We start from the raw sequence: 14,339 nt of genomic DNA, 5'->3' as shown, positions 1-14,339 counted from the left end.
CTTGCCCATACGTCGCCCGCTCCCCCTCGGCTTAGGCCAGATGTCCACACCCGACCAGACCGCTCTGACCTGGCGCGACGGAACCATCCCCGTCTCGACCCGGTTCGACGACCCCTATTTCTCGCTGGCCGGCGGCCTGGACGAGACGCGCCACGTCTTCCTTGCCGGCAACCACCTGCCCGCCCGCTTCCGCGACAGCTTCCACATCGCCGAACTTGGGTTCGGCACCGGCCTCAACCTGATGGCCACCCTCATCTCCCGCGCCGCCAGCCCGGCGCCCGGCACGATCCGCTACACCTCGTTCGAGGCCTTCCCCCTTCCCGCCGCCGACATCGCCCGCGCGCTGGCCGCCTTCCCCGAGGCCGAAGCCGTGGCCGCCCCCTTCCTCGACCAGTGGAGCCGGGGCGAAACCCGCCTGTCCCTGCCGGGCATCGAAGCCGAAATCATCCTGGGCGATGCGCGCGAAACCCTGCCCGCCTGGGCGGGCCGCGCCGATGCCTGGTATCTGGACGGCTTCGCCCCGGCCAAGAACCCCGACCTCTGGTCCGATGCCCTGATGGCCCAGGTCGCCGCCCACACCGCCCCCGGCGGCACCTTCGCCACCTACACCGCCGCCGGCCATGTCCGCCGCGCGCTGGCGGCATCGGGCTTCGCCGTCACCCGCCAGCCCGGCTTCGGGCGCAAGCGCCACATGACCACCGGAACGCTGACATGACCACCTCGGCCGCGCCCCTGCCCGTATCGCAAAGCCGCAATTCCCGGCTTGGCATCTGGCTCATGATCGCCGCCGTCGCGACCTTCGCCGCGCAGGACGGCTTCTCGCGCCACCTGGCGGGCAGTTACAACACGCTCATGGTGGTGATGGTCCGCTACTGGGCCTTCGCCGGTTTCGTGATCCTCCTGGCGCTGCGCCGGCCCGAGGGCTTCGTGCCCGCCATCCGCTCGCGCCGCCTGCCCGCGCATGTGCTGCGCGCGCTCCTCCTGGTGGCCGAGATCTGCATCATCATCTGGGGCTATACGCTGATCGGCCTGATCGAAAGCCATGCGGTCTTCGCCATCTGCCCCCTGCTGATCGTCGCGCTCTCCGGCCCGATCCTGGGCGAGCGCATCGTCTGGCAAAGATGGGCGGCCGTCGCCGCCGGCATGGCCGGGGTGCTGGTGATCCTGCGCCCCGGCGCGGGGGTGTTTTCCTGGCCGGCGCTCTTGCCCTTCGCCTCGGCCCTTATGTTCGCGCTCTACTCGGTGCTCACTCGGCTCACCACGCGGGACGAGCCGACCTTCCCCGCCTTCTTCTGGCCCGGCGTGATCGGCGCAGTCATCATGACGGTGATCGGCCTGCCGCACTGGCAGCCGCTGTCGCCGCAGGACACCGTGTTCCTCGCCATCTATTCGGCCCTGTCGATCCTGTCGCACTGGCTGCTTCTCAAATGCTACCAGGCAACCGAGGCGGCCCGGGTCCAGCCCTACGCCTATCTCCAGATCGTTTTCGTCACGATCATCGGCATCACCATCTATGGCGAACACCTTGCCTTGCCCGTGGCCATCGGCACGGCCATCGTGGTCGCGGCGGGTCTTTACGCCCTGTCGCTGGAACGCAAGCGCCCATGACCCAGCAGAACACCCGTCTCGGCATCTGGCTGATGATCGCCACCACGGCGGTCTTCGCCGCGCAGGACGGCGTGTCACGTCACCTGGCGGGCACCTACAACGTCTTCATGGTGGTGATGATCCGCTACTGGTTCTTCGCCGCCTTCGTCACCACGCTGGCCATGCGCCAGCCCGGCGGGCTCAGGCACTCGGTCCGCTCGGCCTTTCCCTGGTTGCAACTGGCGCGCGGCGCGATCCTCATCGCCGAAATCTGCGTGCTGATCCTGTCCTTCACCAGGCTCGGCCTGATCGAAAGCCACGCGGTCTTTGCCTGCTATCCCCTGCTCATCGCGGCCCTTTCCGGTCCGATCCTGGGCGAAAAGGTCGGCTGGCGGCGGTGGAGCGCGATCCTCGTGGGCTTCCTCGGCGTGATCATCATCCTGCAACCCGATTCGGGCGTGTTCTCGCCCTGGGCGCTGGTGCCCTTCGCCGCCGCACTGCTCTTCGCCGTCTACGGCCTGCTCACCCGCTTCGTGGCCCGGCGCGACGCCGCCTCGGTCAGCTTCTTCTGGACAGGCATCATCGGCGCCGTGCTCATCACGCCCTTAGGCCTGACGCACTGGGAACCCATGACCGCGCCCGACTGGGGCTGGATGGCCGCGCTCTGCCTGATGGGCGTTCTGGGCCACTGGCTCCTGATCAAGGCCTATGCCGTGGCCGAAGCCAGCGCCGTCCAGCCCTTCGCCTACCTGCAGCTCGTCTTTGCCTCGGCCATCGGCCTGACGCTGTTCAGCGAGGTTCTGCGCCCCAACGTCGCCATCGGCGCGGGCCTCGTGGTGGCCGCGGGCCTCTTTACCCTGTGGCGCGCGCAAGTCCGCGCCCGCGCCGCGCGTCAGTCGTAGAACGGCGTCATCTGCGCCACGATGACCGAATTCTCGGCCAGCGCCCGCGCCATCAGCGCCTGTTCCTCCTCGTCGATCTCTTCCCCGGCCTTCAGCCGCTCTTCCAGCGTCCCCAGCCCTTCCACCTCCAGCGGCGCCAGATCCGCCTCGCGCAGGATCGCCACCGTCTCGCGCACCGCCTCGGCCTCGTCCACGCCGCTGGCATAGCACAGAAGGCCCGCGCCCGTGGCGCCCTCGGGCAGCCCGTCGCCGTCCTTGCGCCCCACTTCAACCAGCAGCGAATAGACCTGCTGCGCCCGCTTCGCCTTCACCGGCTTGCCTTCGTCGTCCATGCCGCTTCTCCCGCCACCCCGGCCGGTCTGCCCGCGCCCCCAGCCGCTGTCAACCGGCGGGTGCGGGCGGGGCGAAGGTGACGAAGCGCCCGATCAGGAAACTCATCACCGCCGCCGCGGCCGAGGCCAGCAGATACACCCCGGTATCCGCCCAGAACTCCCGCGTCACGAACAGAGCGGACGCCCCGGACACCAGCGCCAGGCTCGCCCCCTGCGTTGCGGCATAAAGCGGAAACGCCATGCGCCGCGTGCGCTCCACGCCAAAGGCGAAACGGCGCTGGCAATAGAAGGCCGGCGGGATGCAGGCCAGCCAGACCACCACCGCCGTCGCCACGGGCGGCGTACCAGCCAAGGAGATCAGCGCCGCACTGCAGGCCGAAAAGATCAGGCTGAACAGCCCGCCCACCACCAGGAACCGCAGGAACGACGCCATCAGCCATCCCCCATCGCGGCACGGTCCACCCGAAACACCGCCAGCGCCTGCGTCTCGGGCAGCACCGGCACCAGCCAGTCCGGCGCCCGGCCCTCCAGCAGCTCATGCGCCATCACCAGCGAGGCGCCATAGGTCGAACCGCGGCACACCACCACGTAATCCACATCCGCGTCCCGCACCGTCTTCTTCAGGTTCTCGGCGCTGCGATAGGGGAAGAACTCGTTCCAGAACCCCATGGCCGACCGGTGATAGGGGGCCGTCGCGCCGTTGTGCTGCGTCAGCAGGATCAGCGGCACCGCCATGTTGCTCGTCGTCAGCACGGTCGAGGGCGGCAACGCCTCCAGCTCCGCAAGGCTCGCCGCATCGCGGCAGCCATTGTCCCAGGCCGCGGGATCGCCCGTCGCCGCCTCGGCGCTGAACAGCTTGGGCACCGCGGTCACGCCCGTGGCGACCGGCTGGATGAACAGCGTCGCCGCCATTGCCGCCACCATGGCCAGAGCCGCCCGGCCGCTGCGTCCGCGGTACCAGCCCACCGCCAGCCGCGACAGCACGAAGCCGCCCAGGAAGGCAACCGCTGGCACCGACATGTGGATCATGCGGATCTGCGAAAAGGTCGCCAGCACCCCGATCGCGCCCAGCACAAGCATCTGGTCCAGCGTATCGCGCTGTGCCGCGCTCAGCCGGTCCCGGTCGGTCCAGCGCAGGATCGCCGCGCCCGCCACCGCCACCACGGCCGGAACCATGATGATGGCATATCCGAAGGGGCGCCCCTCCAGGTAAAGAAGCCCCGGCTGCGCCTCGGTGATCTGGGTCGAAATCGCCCGCTGCACCTCGGCCGGCAGGGCCGCATAGGGGCCCGAAAGGCAGGGCACCAGCAAGGGCGCCGCCATCGCGCAGCCCGCAAGAGCCACCGCCAGCATCACCCTGGCCATCGGCAGGGCCGAAAGCCGGTTCCCCACCAGCACGGGCACCATCGACGCTGCCGCCCCCGCCGCTACCAGCGCAAGCGCCGGCGTCGCCAGCTCGTCGCAATAGGGCGCCAGCCATTCCGAAGGCGCCGTCTGCCCCGCCATCAGCAGCGGCGCCAGCACCAGCATCGCCCCGCCGAAGGCCGCAAGGAACACCCGCGCGCCCGGCTTGTCGAAGGCCGCGCGCAGCCCCAGCATCACCCAGATCACCAGGAACAGCGGCAGCGCCTCCAGCCCCACGGCCATCGACCCGGCCACCGCCGCCCCGGCGATCGCCCCGCGCACCACGGGCCGCCCCGGCCAGATCATCGCGAAGGCCATCGCCGAGATCATCAGGATCTGCACGTTGTGATGGTCGATCCGGCCGATCTTGAAGGTGATGTCGGCCACCGGATTCCACAGCAAGACCAGCATCATCGCCAGAACCGAGGCCACCGGCCCCAGCACCCGCCAGGTCCCGCGCCCGACGATCAGCAGCAGGATCGCCAGCAACAGCGTCGGCCAAAGCACCAGCATCAGCCGCTCGGCCAGATCCGGCGGGAACACCAGTTCCAGCCCCCGCAGCAGCCCCCCCAATCCGGCGTCGACATAGCGCGACCAGTGCATCGGCACGCCCTCGGGCGGCAGGATGCGGTATTGCTGCATGTCGAACCAGCCCTGCCCGGCCAGCCAGTCGCGCACCTCCATCAGCCGCATGATGTCGTCATTGTCGCCACGGACGAAACTGTCCATGACCGTGCCCAGGCGCGAAAAGGCCCGTGCCACAAGGATGAGGGCGATCATCAGAATCGCCAGGGGCATGAAGCGCCAGCGCGCGCCCGGTTTCAGAAGGTCGTCTTCCACGTCGCGTCCACCGTATCCCGGATTGCGAAGAACAATTGCCAGAATGGAAACGCTAAAGACGGGGCAGAATCATGGCGGGCCGCGTGCAAAACCGGGGATTCCGCGGCGGCTCGGCCACCAAAAGACACAAGACATGCCCCAGATCTGCCGCATCCGGCGGCGAAGTTCGCCTCAACGGAACGCCCATGTTCCGAAACAATTCCGGGTTTGGGGCAAGCCATGAAAGAACTCACCATCCTGATGCCGTGCCTGAACGAGGCGGAAACGCTGGCGGCCTGCATCACCAAGGCGCAGGGTTTCCTGTCGCGCACCGGCATCGACGGTGAAGTGCTGATCGCCGACAACGGCTCCACCGATGGCAGCCAGGCCATCGCCGAAAGCCTGGGCGCCCGCGTGGTGCCCGTGCCGCGCAAGGGCTATGGCGCGGCGCTCGGCGCCGGCATCGCTGCCGCCGAAGGCCGCTATGTCATCATGGGCGACAGCGACGACAGCTATGATTTCTCCCGGCTCGATGCCTTCGTTGAACGCCTGCGCGACGGCGCAGACCTGGTGATGGGCAACCGCTTCGCTGGCGGCATCGCCCCCGGCGCCATGCCGGTGCTGCACCGCTATCTCGGCAACCCGGTGCTCTCGACCATCGGCCGCGTGCTCTACCGCACCCCGGTGCGCGATTTTCACTGTGGCCTGCGCGGCTTCAACCGCGCCGCGATCCTTAACCTGCGGCTCGACACGCCCGGCATGGAATTCGCCTCGGAAATGGTGATCCGCTCCACCCTCTCGGGCCTGCGGATCGAGGAAGTGCCGACCACCCTGTCCAAGGATGGCCGCTCGCGCCCGCCGCACCTGAAAAGCTGGCGCGACGGCTGGCGCCACCTGAAGCTCCTGCTGACCTTCGCGCCCTTCTCGCTGTTCCTCTTCCCCGGTCTTGCCCTTCTGGGCACGGGCCTCGCCGCCTTCGTCGCCCTTCTGGCCGGCCCGGTCACGCTGTTCGGCGCGCGCTTCGACACGGCCTCGCTCATCCTCGCCTCGGCCCTGGTGCTGACCGGCTTCCAGCTTGTCTGGTTCCACGTCCTCGCCCGGCTCTTCGCCGTCCGGTTCGAGCTTCTGCCGACCTCGGCCCGGTTTGAACGTCTCCGCAACTGGCTTACGGTAGATGTCGCCTGCCGCTACGGCGCTGCCTTCCTGATCCTCGGTGTCACCGTGGCGCTGGCCGCCGTCACCGCCTGGGCGCGGGCCGGCTTCGGCGACCTCGATCCCGGCACCATCGCCCGCCCCGCCGCCCTCGCCGTGGTCCTCGCCACGCTCGGCGTGCAGTCGGTCACCAACGGCTTCCTCTGGGGCCTCCTGAACCAGCGCGTCCCCCAACCCGCCGCACCCCAGGCCAGCCCGGTCGCGGCGCAGGCCTGACCCCCCCACGCCCCGGCGCAGGCCGGGGCCTCGGCCTTCCCCCCCTGGCCCCGGCACCAGCCGGGGCCTTGTCACTTGCGCGGCGCCTATCGGCCACAACTGCCAAAGCACGCGACCACCGTAGGCAGGGGTTCACCCAGGCTCACAAACCCATGCGACCGTGGCATTCCCCCGGACAATCCTTAAGTCCAAGTTAATCCGCGCCGGCAACCCATTGATTTCATTATGTCGAAGGTAGCGTCCGAGCTCGGACGCTCACGGCACCCAGGCCACAGGCTCCGCACCGGGGCTCAGGACCCAGACCCCATCGGCCGCCACCTTCTGCCAGGGCCCCTCGGTCCCGTCCGGCCAGATCACCCGGACCTCGGCCTCCTCATGGTCCGCCAGCCCGAAATGCCAGGGCACCAGCTGCCCGCTGACATGGCCGCCCCCCACGGTCAGCTCCCGCCGGGTCACCATCTCCCCGGCCCTGACCTCGATCCAGCCCCCGATGGCATCCCGGTTGGCCCCCGGCATCAGCGGCTTCAAGGCCACCCAATGCCCCAGCCCCTCGCCCATGTTCCGCCAGACCTGGGCCGGGGCAAAGCGGTTCACCACCACCAGGTCCAGCGCCCCGTCGGCGTTCAGGTCCACCACGGCCCCGCCGCGCCCGGTCAGCAGGCTTGCCACCCCGGCCCGGTCACCGGCCTCCTCGAAACTCCCATCCTCCCGCTGGAGAAGCAGGTTGTTCGGGTCCTTCTCGGCAAAGTCCGGCATCTCCCAGACATTCCCCTTGGCCACGAACAGATCCGCCCGGCAATCGTTGTTCACGTCCTCGAACTGGGCGTGCCACCCGGTCGAGGGACGCAGGTCGCCGCCCGTATAGGGCCGGTGCGCTGTCACCCCCCGCTTGAAGGCCACGTCGGCATAGGCGGGCTTGCCCGGCCCTGCCTTCAGCACCTGCAGCTTGCTGTCGGCCATCGAGGTCAGGAAATACTCGGGGTAGGTATCGCCATCCAGGTCCGCCGAAGCGATGCCCATCCCCCAGACCCTCAGCCGCGCCCAGCCATCCGCCTCGGTGAACAGCCGCGCTGGCGCGCCCGGCAGCACCTCCCACAGCTGCTCCTGCCCGCCCTTGTAATACTCCCGGTCATTGGTCACCCGCAGCGCCTGCGCCCCCGACCGGTTCCAGTCGGTGAAGAGCATGGACAGCGCGCAGAACCCCGGCTCCAGCGCCTCGCCCGCCGCAAAGCGCCTTGCCCCCGGCTCCGGCCGGATCAGCCAGTTGGTCGTGCAGTTGCCCCAGGGAAAGTCTTCCTGGGTCCGGTCGATGTAGGTGCCTACGGCCAGCGTGGGCCAGTCCGCACCCGTCTCCCAGGTCGCCGAAAAGGCCGTGTGCCAGGCATCGCCGCCGTCGAAGCCCCAGGCCTCGTTCGCCCGCTCGAACCGGCAATCGCCAAGCCCCCGCATCAAAAGGTTCTCGCCCACCCGCAGGATGGCAAGGTCCGTGATCCCGTCACCGTCGACATCCAGAGGATAGGCCCCGGTTGCCCCCTCGGTCTCGACACCCGCCTCGGCCTTCTCGAACCGCAAGGCACCGCCCTTTTCGCTGCGGTTCAGGAACAGAGCGGCCTTCGCCGCCCCGCCTGCCGTGAACAGCTCCGGCAACCCGTCGCCCGAACAGTCGAAGGCCGCAACACCGCCGCCGACCATGTACTCCCACTCACCGTCGTAGACCGAGTCCAGCCCCGAACTGGCGGTTTCCTCCACGAAGCGCGGCACAACCGGCCCTTCGGCCAGCGCAGGCGTGGCAGCCAGCGCTACAGCGGCAAAGATCCCCCGCATCACGCTACCCGGGTCTTCAAGGCGGCCGTGTAAGCGCCGATGCAGCGCCCCTGCTCCAGACCACGTTCGATGGCGGCACGGTAGTGAATGCCACCGTAAAGGCGGGACATTGCCGCCTCGTCCGCCGCCGCCCAGAAATCGGGGAAGTCGCGCGCCGGGATGCCATCATCGACATGCGTCTCATCCGAGAAGGCAAAGCCGGGGCCGAACACCGCCGTCAGGATCTCGGCCGCGGCACCCGACTGCGTGCTGTGGCCGCTTGGATATTCAGGAAAGGGTGGGGTGATCAGCAAGGGCTCCCAGTTCGGGTCGATCACCCGCTTGATATAGGTCACCGGACGGACAAGATCGTATTCGTACTTGGCCTGCCAGCAGCCGATGAAGCCATCGGCAACCGCAATGCCAAGCAAGGCCAGAACCTCGGCACAGCGCGATTCTGGCTGACCCTGGGCTTCGAGAATCTGGCAAGCGATCGACACCCAGTGTCCGGGCGGCGTGGGCGAAAGCATCGGGTCATCGGACCAGAACCGCGCGATGGCCTTCTGTTCCGGCGTGACGGATTTCACGGTTTCGTAGACTTCCATCGCCTCGGCATAGAAATCCGAGCCGGGATCTTCGCTGTATTCGGGCGGGGCGGTCAGCGCGCACGTGGCGCCGTTCGGCATGGCGAAGGTGCGGTTGTTCCCCCAGTTCGGCAGCAGCGGAGCCTGCTGCTGGCGGATGGTGCTGGTTGGCACCCAGTACTGCGGCCCCTTCTGAGGAGTGTATTCGTAGGGAAATCCCATGTTCTCGACGACGGCGCCGCCATCCGATTGCGACCAGGCCAGAATGTGGTCGGACACCGCCTTGCCCTGAGTCACGCTGCGGGCGACAAGCCCGGTGTCCTTGCCTTCGGACAGACGCTGCCGCTTGCGCTCGGCCATCCGCGTCATGGCCTGCTGGCCGGAAGGGCCGGTGTTGCCAAAGAAGGAAAGCACCGCCGCTTCCAGGGCGGCATTCAACACCAGGGCCTCGTCATAGGCCAGGGCCGGATCACGGGCGGGCAGCGGCGTCAGGCCGTTCAACTGGCCGGCCAGCGAGTTCAGCGCAGGATCGCCGCCCGCCACCGCCTCGAAGGCGGTCACGCCGACATAGGCGAAGGCGCGGCTCGCCACCGGCGGAGAATAGGTCGCGGTATGGCGCACCAGTTCCAGGATCAGACGATACCAGTCGCGCAGCACCGGCGGCGGAGCCTCCTGTGCGGACAGCACAGTGGACAGCGCAGGCAATCCGGCAAATAGCGCCAAGGCAGCGCGGCGTGTCAGGTGCATCATCCCCTCCCCGGAACAGCGGCGGAAGATAAGCACGGGCAGCGCCGCGCGGGCAAGGGCGCGATCAGGCGGGGCGGCGGCTAGCGGTGACGTAGTTCACCGAAAGGTCCCGTGGCGACAGGCTCCAGGTCCAACTCAGCGGATTGAAGACCATGCCCTTGCGGTCCACGGGCTCCATCCCGGCACGACGCAACAGGTCGTAAAGCTCGTCAGGGGTAATGAACTTGGACCAGTCATGCGTGCCCTTTGGCAGCCAGCGCATCACCCATTCGGCGCCGATGATCGCCATGCCAAAGCTCTTCGCGTTGCGGTTCAGGGTCGAGCAGATCATGAGGCCGCCCGGCTTCAGCAGGTCATGGCAGGCCGTCAGATAGGTGAGCGGGTCCGAGACATGCTCCACCACCTCCATGTTCAGGACCACGTCGAACCGCTCTCCTGCCGCCACAAGATCCTCGGCGGCGGTGTGGCGGTAGTCGATGGTCAGGCCAGACTGTTCGGCGTGAAGCCGGGCCACGGGGATGTTGCGGGCGGCGGCGTCGGCGCCCACCACTTCGGCTCCCAGGCGGGCCATGGGTTCGGACAAGAGGCCGCCGCCGCAGCCGATGTCCAGAAGCCGCAGACCCTGGAACGGGCGGGGCACGCGCAGGTCGCGGTCGAACTCCAGCGCGATCTGAGTGGTGATGTAATCCAGCCGGCAGGGGTTCAGCATGTGCAGCGGCTTGAACTTGCCGTTCGGGTTCCACCACTCGGCCGCCATCGCCTCGAACTTCGACACTTCGGCCGGGTCGATGGTTCCGGTGGCGGCTCCGGTCGATTCCATGGTCGCGGACATGTGGTACTCCTTGAAACTCCGGCCCTGTCGGCGCAGGCTTTGTTCGCTATATAGGACCGTGATGGATCACAGATCAGGCCAAAAGCGCGCAGTCGAGTTCCTTTACCCGCCGATCGACCCCTTCGACCAGCGGATGGTCGAGGTGGGCGACGGGCACAGGGTCTATGTCGAACAGGTCGGCAACCCCTCTGGCATCCCCGTGCTGGTGCTGCACGGCGGGCCGGGCGGCGGGTGCAGCCCGGCGATGCGGCGGTACTTCGATCCTTCGGTCTATCGGGTGGTGCTGTTCGACCAGCGCGGCTGCGGGCGGTCGCGGCCCCATGCGGAGGTGGAGGCCAACACGACCTGGCACCTGGTGCGGGACATCGAGGCGATCCGGAGCCTGTTCGGGATCGACCGCTGGATCTGCTTCGGGGGAAGCTGGGGGGCGACGCTGGCGCTGATCTATGCGATCAGTCATCCCGACCGGGTGGCGCAGCTGGTGCTGCGCGGGGTCTTCCTGATGACGAAGGCCGAGCTGGACTGGTTCTATGGCGGGGGCGCGGGGGCGTTCTATCCGGACCTCTGGGCGCGGTTCGAGGGCGCGGTGCCCGAGGGCGAGCGGGGCGACCTGATCGCGGCCTATCACCGGCGGCTCTTCTCGGGGAACCTGATGGAGGAGGCCCGGTTTGGCCGGGTCTGGGCCAACTGGGAGAATGCCCTGGCCTCGGTCCATCATGACGGGTTCGGGGGCGAGAGCCCGGCGGATTATGCCCGCGCCTTTGCCCGGCTGGAGAACCATTACTTCCTGAACGGGGGGTTCCTGAAGGAGGACGGCTGGATCCTGAAGAACCGGGGGCGGATCGAGCATATCCCGGCGGCCATCGTCCAGGGGCGGTACGACCTGATCTGCCCGCCGGTCTCGGCCTGGCGGCTGGCGCAGGGGTGGCCGCGGGCGAGCCTGAAGTTCATCACCCTGGCCGGCCATGCCCTGTCGGAGCCGGGCATCAGCGAGGCCCTGGTCCAGACCATGGACGGCCTGCGGGGCGCCTGAGGCGTCCGAGCTCGGACGCTTGGCTCATAGCAATGAAATCAATGCCTTGCGAGGCCGCATTAACTTGGACTTAAGAAATGCCCGGCCCGCGCTGCCGCAGGCCGGGCAGGCGTTGACCTAGAACAGGAAGTTCGAGGCGACGCGCAGGTCGGCGACCAGCATGTCTTCGAAGATGCCGGTCCAGGTGCCGAACACCACGCGCACATCGGCGCCGACCTGGGTGAAGGTCAGATCGGCCAGCGCATTGGCTTCCCGCAGTTCCACCCGGTCCTGGCCCACCGTGAAATCGGCCACGCGGTCGGTACCGTCGCCGGTGACGAAGACGAAGCGGTCGACGCCGGCGCCGCCGGTCAGCGAGTCGTTGCCGCGCCCGCCCAGAAGGCTGTCATTGCCATCCAGCCCCGAGATCGTGTCGTTGCCGCCAAGGCCGGTGAGCAGGTTGGCATCCGACCCGCCTTCGATCCAGTCGCCGAAGTTGGAGCCGATGAGGTTCTCGATGCCGGACAGGCCCACGAAGCCGAGGGCCGGCGTCGTTACCCCGGTCGCCGCACCGACATTCTGGATCAGGCCCGGTTGCGCCAGGCTGACGCGCAGCGCGGCGCCGAAGCCCGTCATGTTGGCCGTGTCGGTTCCTTCCCCGCCCACGACAATCATCGTGTCGGCAGCAGTGAAGGCGGACAGGACGGCCGTGTCGTTTCCGGCCCCGAGCGAGACATAGCCGGCACCCGAAGCCCCCGTCGTGACCGAGTCGTTGCCGTCTCCGGTCGAGATGACATCGACATACCCGCCCGCGGCGTTGACGGTGTCGTTGCCGATGCCCGTGCTGATGGCGGCAACGCCGCCGGCCCCCACCGTCACGCGGTCGGCGCCGTCGAAGGTGCTTATGCCATCCACCGACCCGGTTCCGGTGGTGATGATGTCGTTGCCCTTGGACGTCTGGATATAGCCCGCCCCGTCTACGCCCAGTTTCACCGTTGTCGCCGCGACCGTTGCAAAGCTGCCGGCGTAGACCTGAAGCGAGCCGACCCAGCCCGAGGCGGTGACGGTCTGCGCGGCGGCCGAGCCCATGATGAGAATCTCGCCAATGCCGCCCGACCCGATGGTCAGCGTGTTGCGCGCCTCGTAGGACACGAAGGATTCGATGAAGCCGGTGTCCGACTTCAGCACATTGGTGCCGCCATCCATCTTGATCACAAGGATGCGGCCGTCCCCGTTGAGCGTAACGGTTTCGTTGCCGTCGGCCCTAAACTCGCCCACCTGCGCCCCGGCATTGACGGTGAGCCTGTTGGTTCCCGACCCGAGGTCGAGCGAACCGATGTCGGCGCCGGTTAGGGTGACGGTGTCATTGCCCCCATAGGCGCGGGCGCTGCCGATCGAACCGCTGGTCATGGTTATGGTGTTGTTGCCATCGCCCAGAAGCGCCTGACCGACATAGGCCTGTGCCGAGCCGAGTACGTTCAGCGTGTCGTTGTTGGCACCAAGCTGGATCTGATCGACACCGCCCCGCACTGTCACGATATCGACGCCGCCCGAGAAGCCTATGCTGCGCACCTCGGCATTGGCGCCGACGGTGATGGTGTTGGTGCCGGAATACGAGGTGATGGCGCCATAGTACCCATCCAGCAGGTTCACCGTGCTGGTGGACCGGCCGAGGCTGATCAGATCGCCGCCGGCGCGGAACGTGAAATTGTTGGTGGCTTCGTTGACGCGGATCGCGCCAAAGTTCGAGTCTTCGCTGCCCGTCCCGTTGTCGGTGATCGTGTTCACCGAGCCGTCCGAGAATTCCAGCAGATTGATGTAGCCGACGCCGAGGGTCACATTGTTCGTGCCATAACCGAGGAACATGGCATCGACGTTGCCGCTTCCCATGCGCACCGTGGTCTGGGCGGCATCCCAGAGGCCGATGTGACGGGTGGATTGGTTGCCGAGGTTCAGAGTGACATTCGCGTCGGCGCCGCCCTCGATATAGCGAACTCTGGAGTTGAAGAGGGTGAGCGTTGCCGTGCCGCCGCCATCGGGGAGTTGCAGCCGGTCAATCTGGCGAGAGACGCCGTCGTTGGTGTCTGTCAGATTCACGTTAAAGTTGAACGACGTGTTGTCGTAAAGGCTAAGGTGCCGGATGCGCCACGCCGACCCGCTGAACGTGGCATTCAGCGTGTTGTTTTCGGTCGTCGTATCGAAACCTATGCTGACGCGGTTTATGAGACCGTTGTCCCAGGTGAAATTGTCACCAAAGGCTGAAAAAGACGTCGAGCCGTCGAGCGTAATGCTTTGAGTCGCCAAATTGCCCCCCACAGAGCTGTACCCCCGGACAAGATCCCGGGCCAAGCGATCATGCAGAATAATCCTGCGAATCAAATACATGTTTTTGGGGCTCGCGGATTTTGAGCCCCTTGGTTGCGTTTGCTTGTCGCCTGACCGTAGATTGCCTTGGCAAGATGGGGAGACAGGTATGGCCGTGACGCTGGTACAGGTGGATTTTCCGCATCCGGGGCCCTGGGGGGACGAGATGGCGGCGGCCTTCGAGGGGCTGGCGATGTCCATCGCGCAGGAGCCGGGGTTCCTGTTCAAGTACTGGACCGAGGACCGGGAGAAGGGCATCGCCGGGGGCATCTATGGTTTTGCCAGCCGCGCCGAGGCAGAGGCCTATCTGACGATGCACAGCGCCCGGCTGGCAGGTTTCGGGGTGACCGGGATTCGCGGGCTGGTGCTGGAGGTGAACGAGCCCCTGTCGCGGATCGACCGGGCGCCGGTTCTGTAGGGCGCGCTGATACGCCCTTTTCCCTTGCAGACTCGGCCCGGCCTGCCTATATGGCCATCAACAGCGGCTTCGGGGTCCAAACCCGAAGCTACCGGGATGCACAGGCG

Annotated in this window: 13 protein-coding genes; 6 read left to right on the top strand and 7 right to left on the bottom strand. The window is 67.4% G+C overall.

The window, feature by feature from the left end:
• Positions 1 to 40: 40 nt before the first annotated feature.
• From mnmC2 to JO391_RS18535, 3 genes are read left to right on the top strand one after another with little or no spacing between them, the layout of a single operon-like run.
• Positions 41 to 715: a tRNA (5-methylaminomethyl-2-thiouridine)(34)-methyltransferase MnmC2 gene (gene mnmC2 / locus JO391_RS18545; RefSeq protein ID WP_220661886.1), complete on the top strand. Its 675-nt coding sequence runs from the start codon at positions 41 to 43 to the stop codon at positions 713 to 715.
• Positions 712 to 1,608, top strand: coding sequence for a DMT family transporter (locus JO391_RS18540; RefSeq protein WP_220661885.1), 897 nt, complete (start codon positions 712 to 714; stop codon positions 1,606 to 1,608). Before mnmC2 ends, JO391_RS18540 begins: the two co-directional genes overlap by 4 nt.
• Complete coding sequence (locus JO391_RS18535) at positions 1,605 to 2,489, top strand: DMT family transporter (RefSeq protein ID WP_220661884.1); 885 nt, start codon at positions 1,605 to 1,607, stop codon at positions 2,487 to 2,489. Before JO391_RS18540 ends, JO391_RS18535 begins: the two co-directional genes overlap by 4 nt.
• Here JO391_RS18535 and JO391_RS18530 read toward each other — a convergent pair.
• Genes JO391_RS18530 through JO391_RS18520 form a run of 3 tightly spaced genes read right to left on the bottom strand, consistent with a single transcriptional unit; the run spans position 2,480 to position 5,065 of the window.
• On the bottom strand, positions 2,480 to 2,821 hold the full coding sequence (locus JO391_RS18530; RefSeq protein ID WP_220661883.1) for a DUF8846 family protein: 342 nt from the start codon (positions 2,819 to 2,821) through the stop codon (positions 2,480 to 2,482). The genes JO391_RS18535 and JO391_RS18530 overlap by 10 nt on opposite strands.
• 49 nt (positions 2,822 to 2,870) lie before the next feature.
• Complete coding sequence (locus tag JO391_RS18525; protein ID WP_220661882.1) at positions 2,871 to 3,254, bottom strand: GtrA family protein; 384 nt, start codon at positions 3,252 to 3,254, stop codon at positions 2,871 to 2,873.
• The gene (locus JO391_RS18520) at positions 3,254 to 5,065 is read right to left on the bottom strand and encodes a hypothetical protein (protein ID WP_220661881.1); all 1,812 of its coding nucleotides are present in this window, start codon (positions 5,063 to 5,065) and stop codon (positions 3,254 to 3,256) included. The genes JO391_RS18525 and JO391_RS18520 overlap by 1 nt, the downstream gene beginning before the upstream one ends.
• Before the next feature lie 219 nt (positions 5,066 to 5,284).
• Here JO391_RS18520 and JO391_RS18515 point away from each other — a divergent pair, with 219 nt between their 5' ends.
• Positions 5,285 to 6,472 carry a glycosyltransferase family 2 protein gene (locus JO391_RS18515; protein WP_220661880.1) on the top strand — a complete coding sequence of 396 codons (1,188 nt, stop codon included), beginning with the start codon at positions 5,285 to 5,287 and terminating at the stop codon, positions 6,470 to 6,472.
• Between the two features lie 255 nt (positions 6,473 to 6,727).
• On the opposite strand, the gene JO391_RS18510 is transcribed toward JO391_RS18515, so the two are convergent.
• The 3 genes from JO391_RS18510 to ubiG all read right to left on the bottom strand — a co-directional run bounded on the left by JO391_RS18510 (position 6,728) and on the right by ubiG (position 10,438).
• Entirely contained in the window at positions 6,728 to 8,296 is a 1,569-nt protein-coding gene (locus tag JO391_RS18510; RefSeq protein WP_220661879.1) for a CRTAC1 family protein, read from the bottom strand.
• A complete protein-coding gene (locus tag JO391_RS18505; RefSeq protein WP_220661878.1) occupies positions 8,296 to 9,609 on the bottom strand; it encodes a vanadium-dependent haloperoxidase in 1,314 nt (437 codons plus the stop codon). The genes JO391_RS18510 and JO391_RS18505 overlap by 1 nt, the downstream gene beginning before the upstream one ends.
• A gap of 61 nt (positions 9,610 to 9,670) precedes the next feature.
• Positions 9,671 to 10,438, bottom strand: a complete 768-nt coding sequence (ubiG, locus tag JO391_RS18500) for a bifunctional 2-polyprenyl-6-hydroxyphenol methylase/3-demethylubiquinol 3-O-methyltransferase UbiG (protein WP_375155675.1) — start codon at positions 10,436 to 10,438, stop codon at positions 9,671 to 9,673.
• A gap of 61 nt (positions 10,439 to 10,499) precedes the next feature.
• Between ubiG and pip the strand changes: the two genes are divergently transcribed.
• Positions 10,500 to 11,471, top strand: a complete 972-nt coding sequence (pip, locus tag JO391_RS18495; protein ID WP_220661877.1) for a prolyl aminopeptidase — start codon at positions 10,500 to 10,502, stop codon at positions 11,469 to 11,471.
• 117 nt (positions 11,472 to 11,588) lie between these two features.
• Here pip and JO391_RS18490 read toward each other — a convergent pair whose 3' ends face one another.
• Complete coding sequence (locus JO391_RS18490) at positions 11,589 to 13,754, bottom strand: calcium-binding protein (protein ID WP_220661876.1); 2,166 nt, start codon at positions 13,752 to 13,754, stop codon at positions 11,589 to 11,591.
• Between the two features lie 169 nt (positions 13,755 to 13,923).
• Here JO391_RS18490 and JO391_RS18485 point away from each other — a divergent pair, with 169 nt between their 5' ends.
• Positions 13,924 to 14,232: a monooxygenase gene (locus tag JO391_RS18485; RefSeq protein ID WP_220661875.1), complete on the top strand. Its 309-nt coding sequence runs from the start codon at positions 13,924 to 13,926 to the stop codon at positions 14,230 to 14,232.
• Positions 14,233 to 14,339 lie beyond the last annotated feature (107 nt).

This window comes from Neotabrizicola shimadae, assembly GCF_019623905.1.
Classification (GTDB): domain Bacteria; phylum Pseudomonadota; class Alphaproteobacteria; order Rhodobacterales; family Rhodobacteraceae; genus Neotabrizicola; species Neotabrizicola shimadae.
The sequence above is the reverse complement of the archived record's forward strand: the minus strand, read 5'-3'. Positions and strand labels throughout refer to the sequence as shown.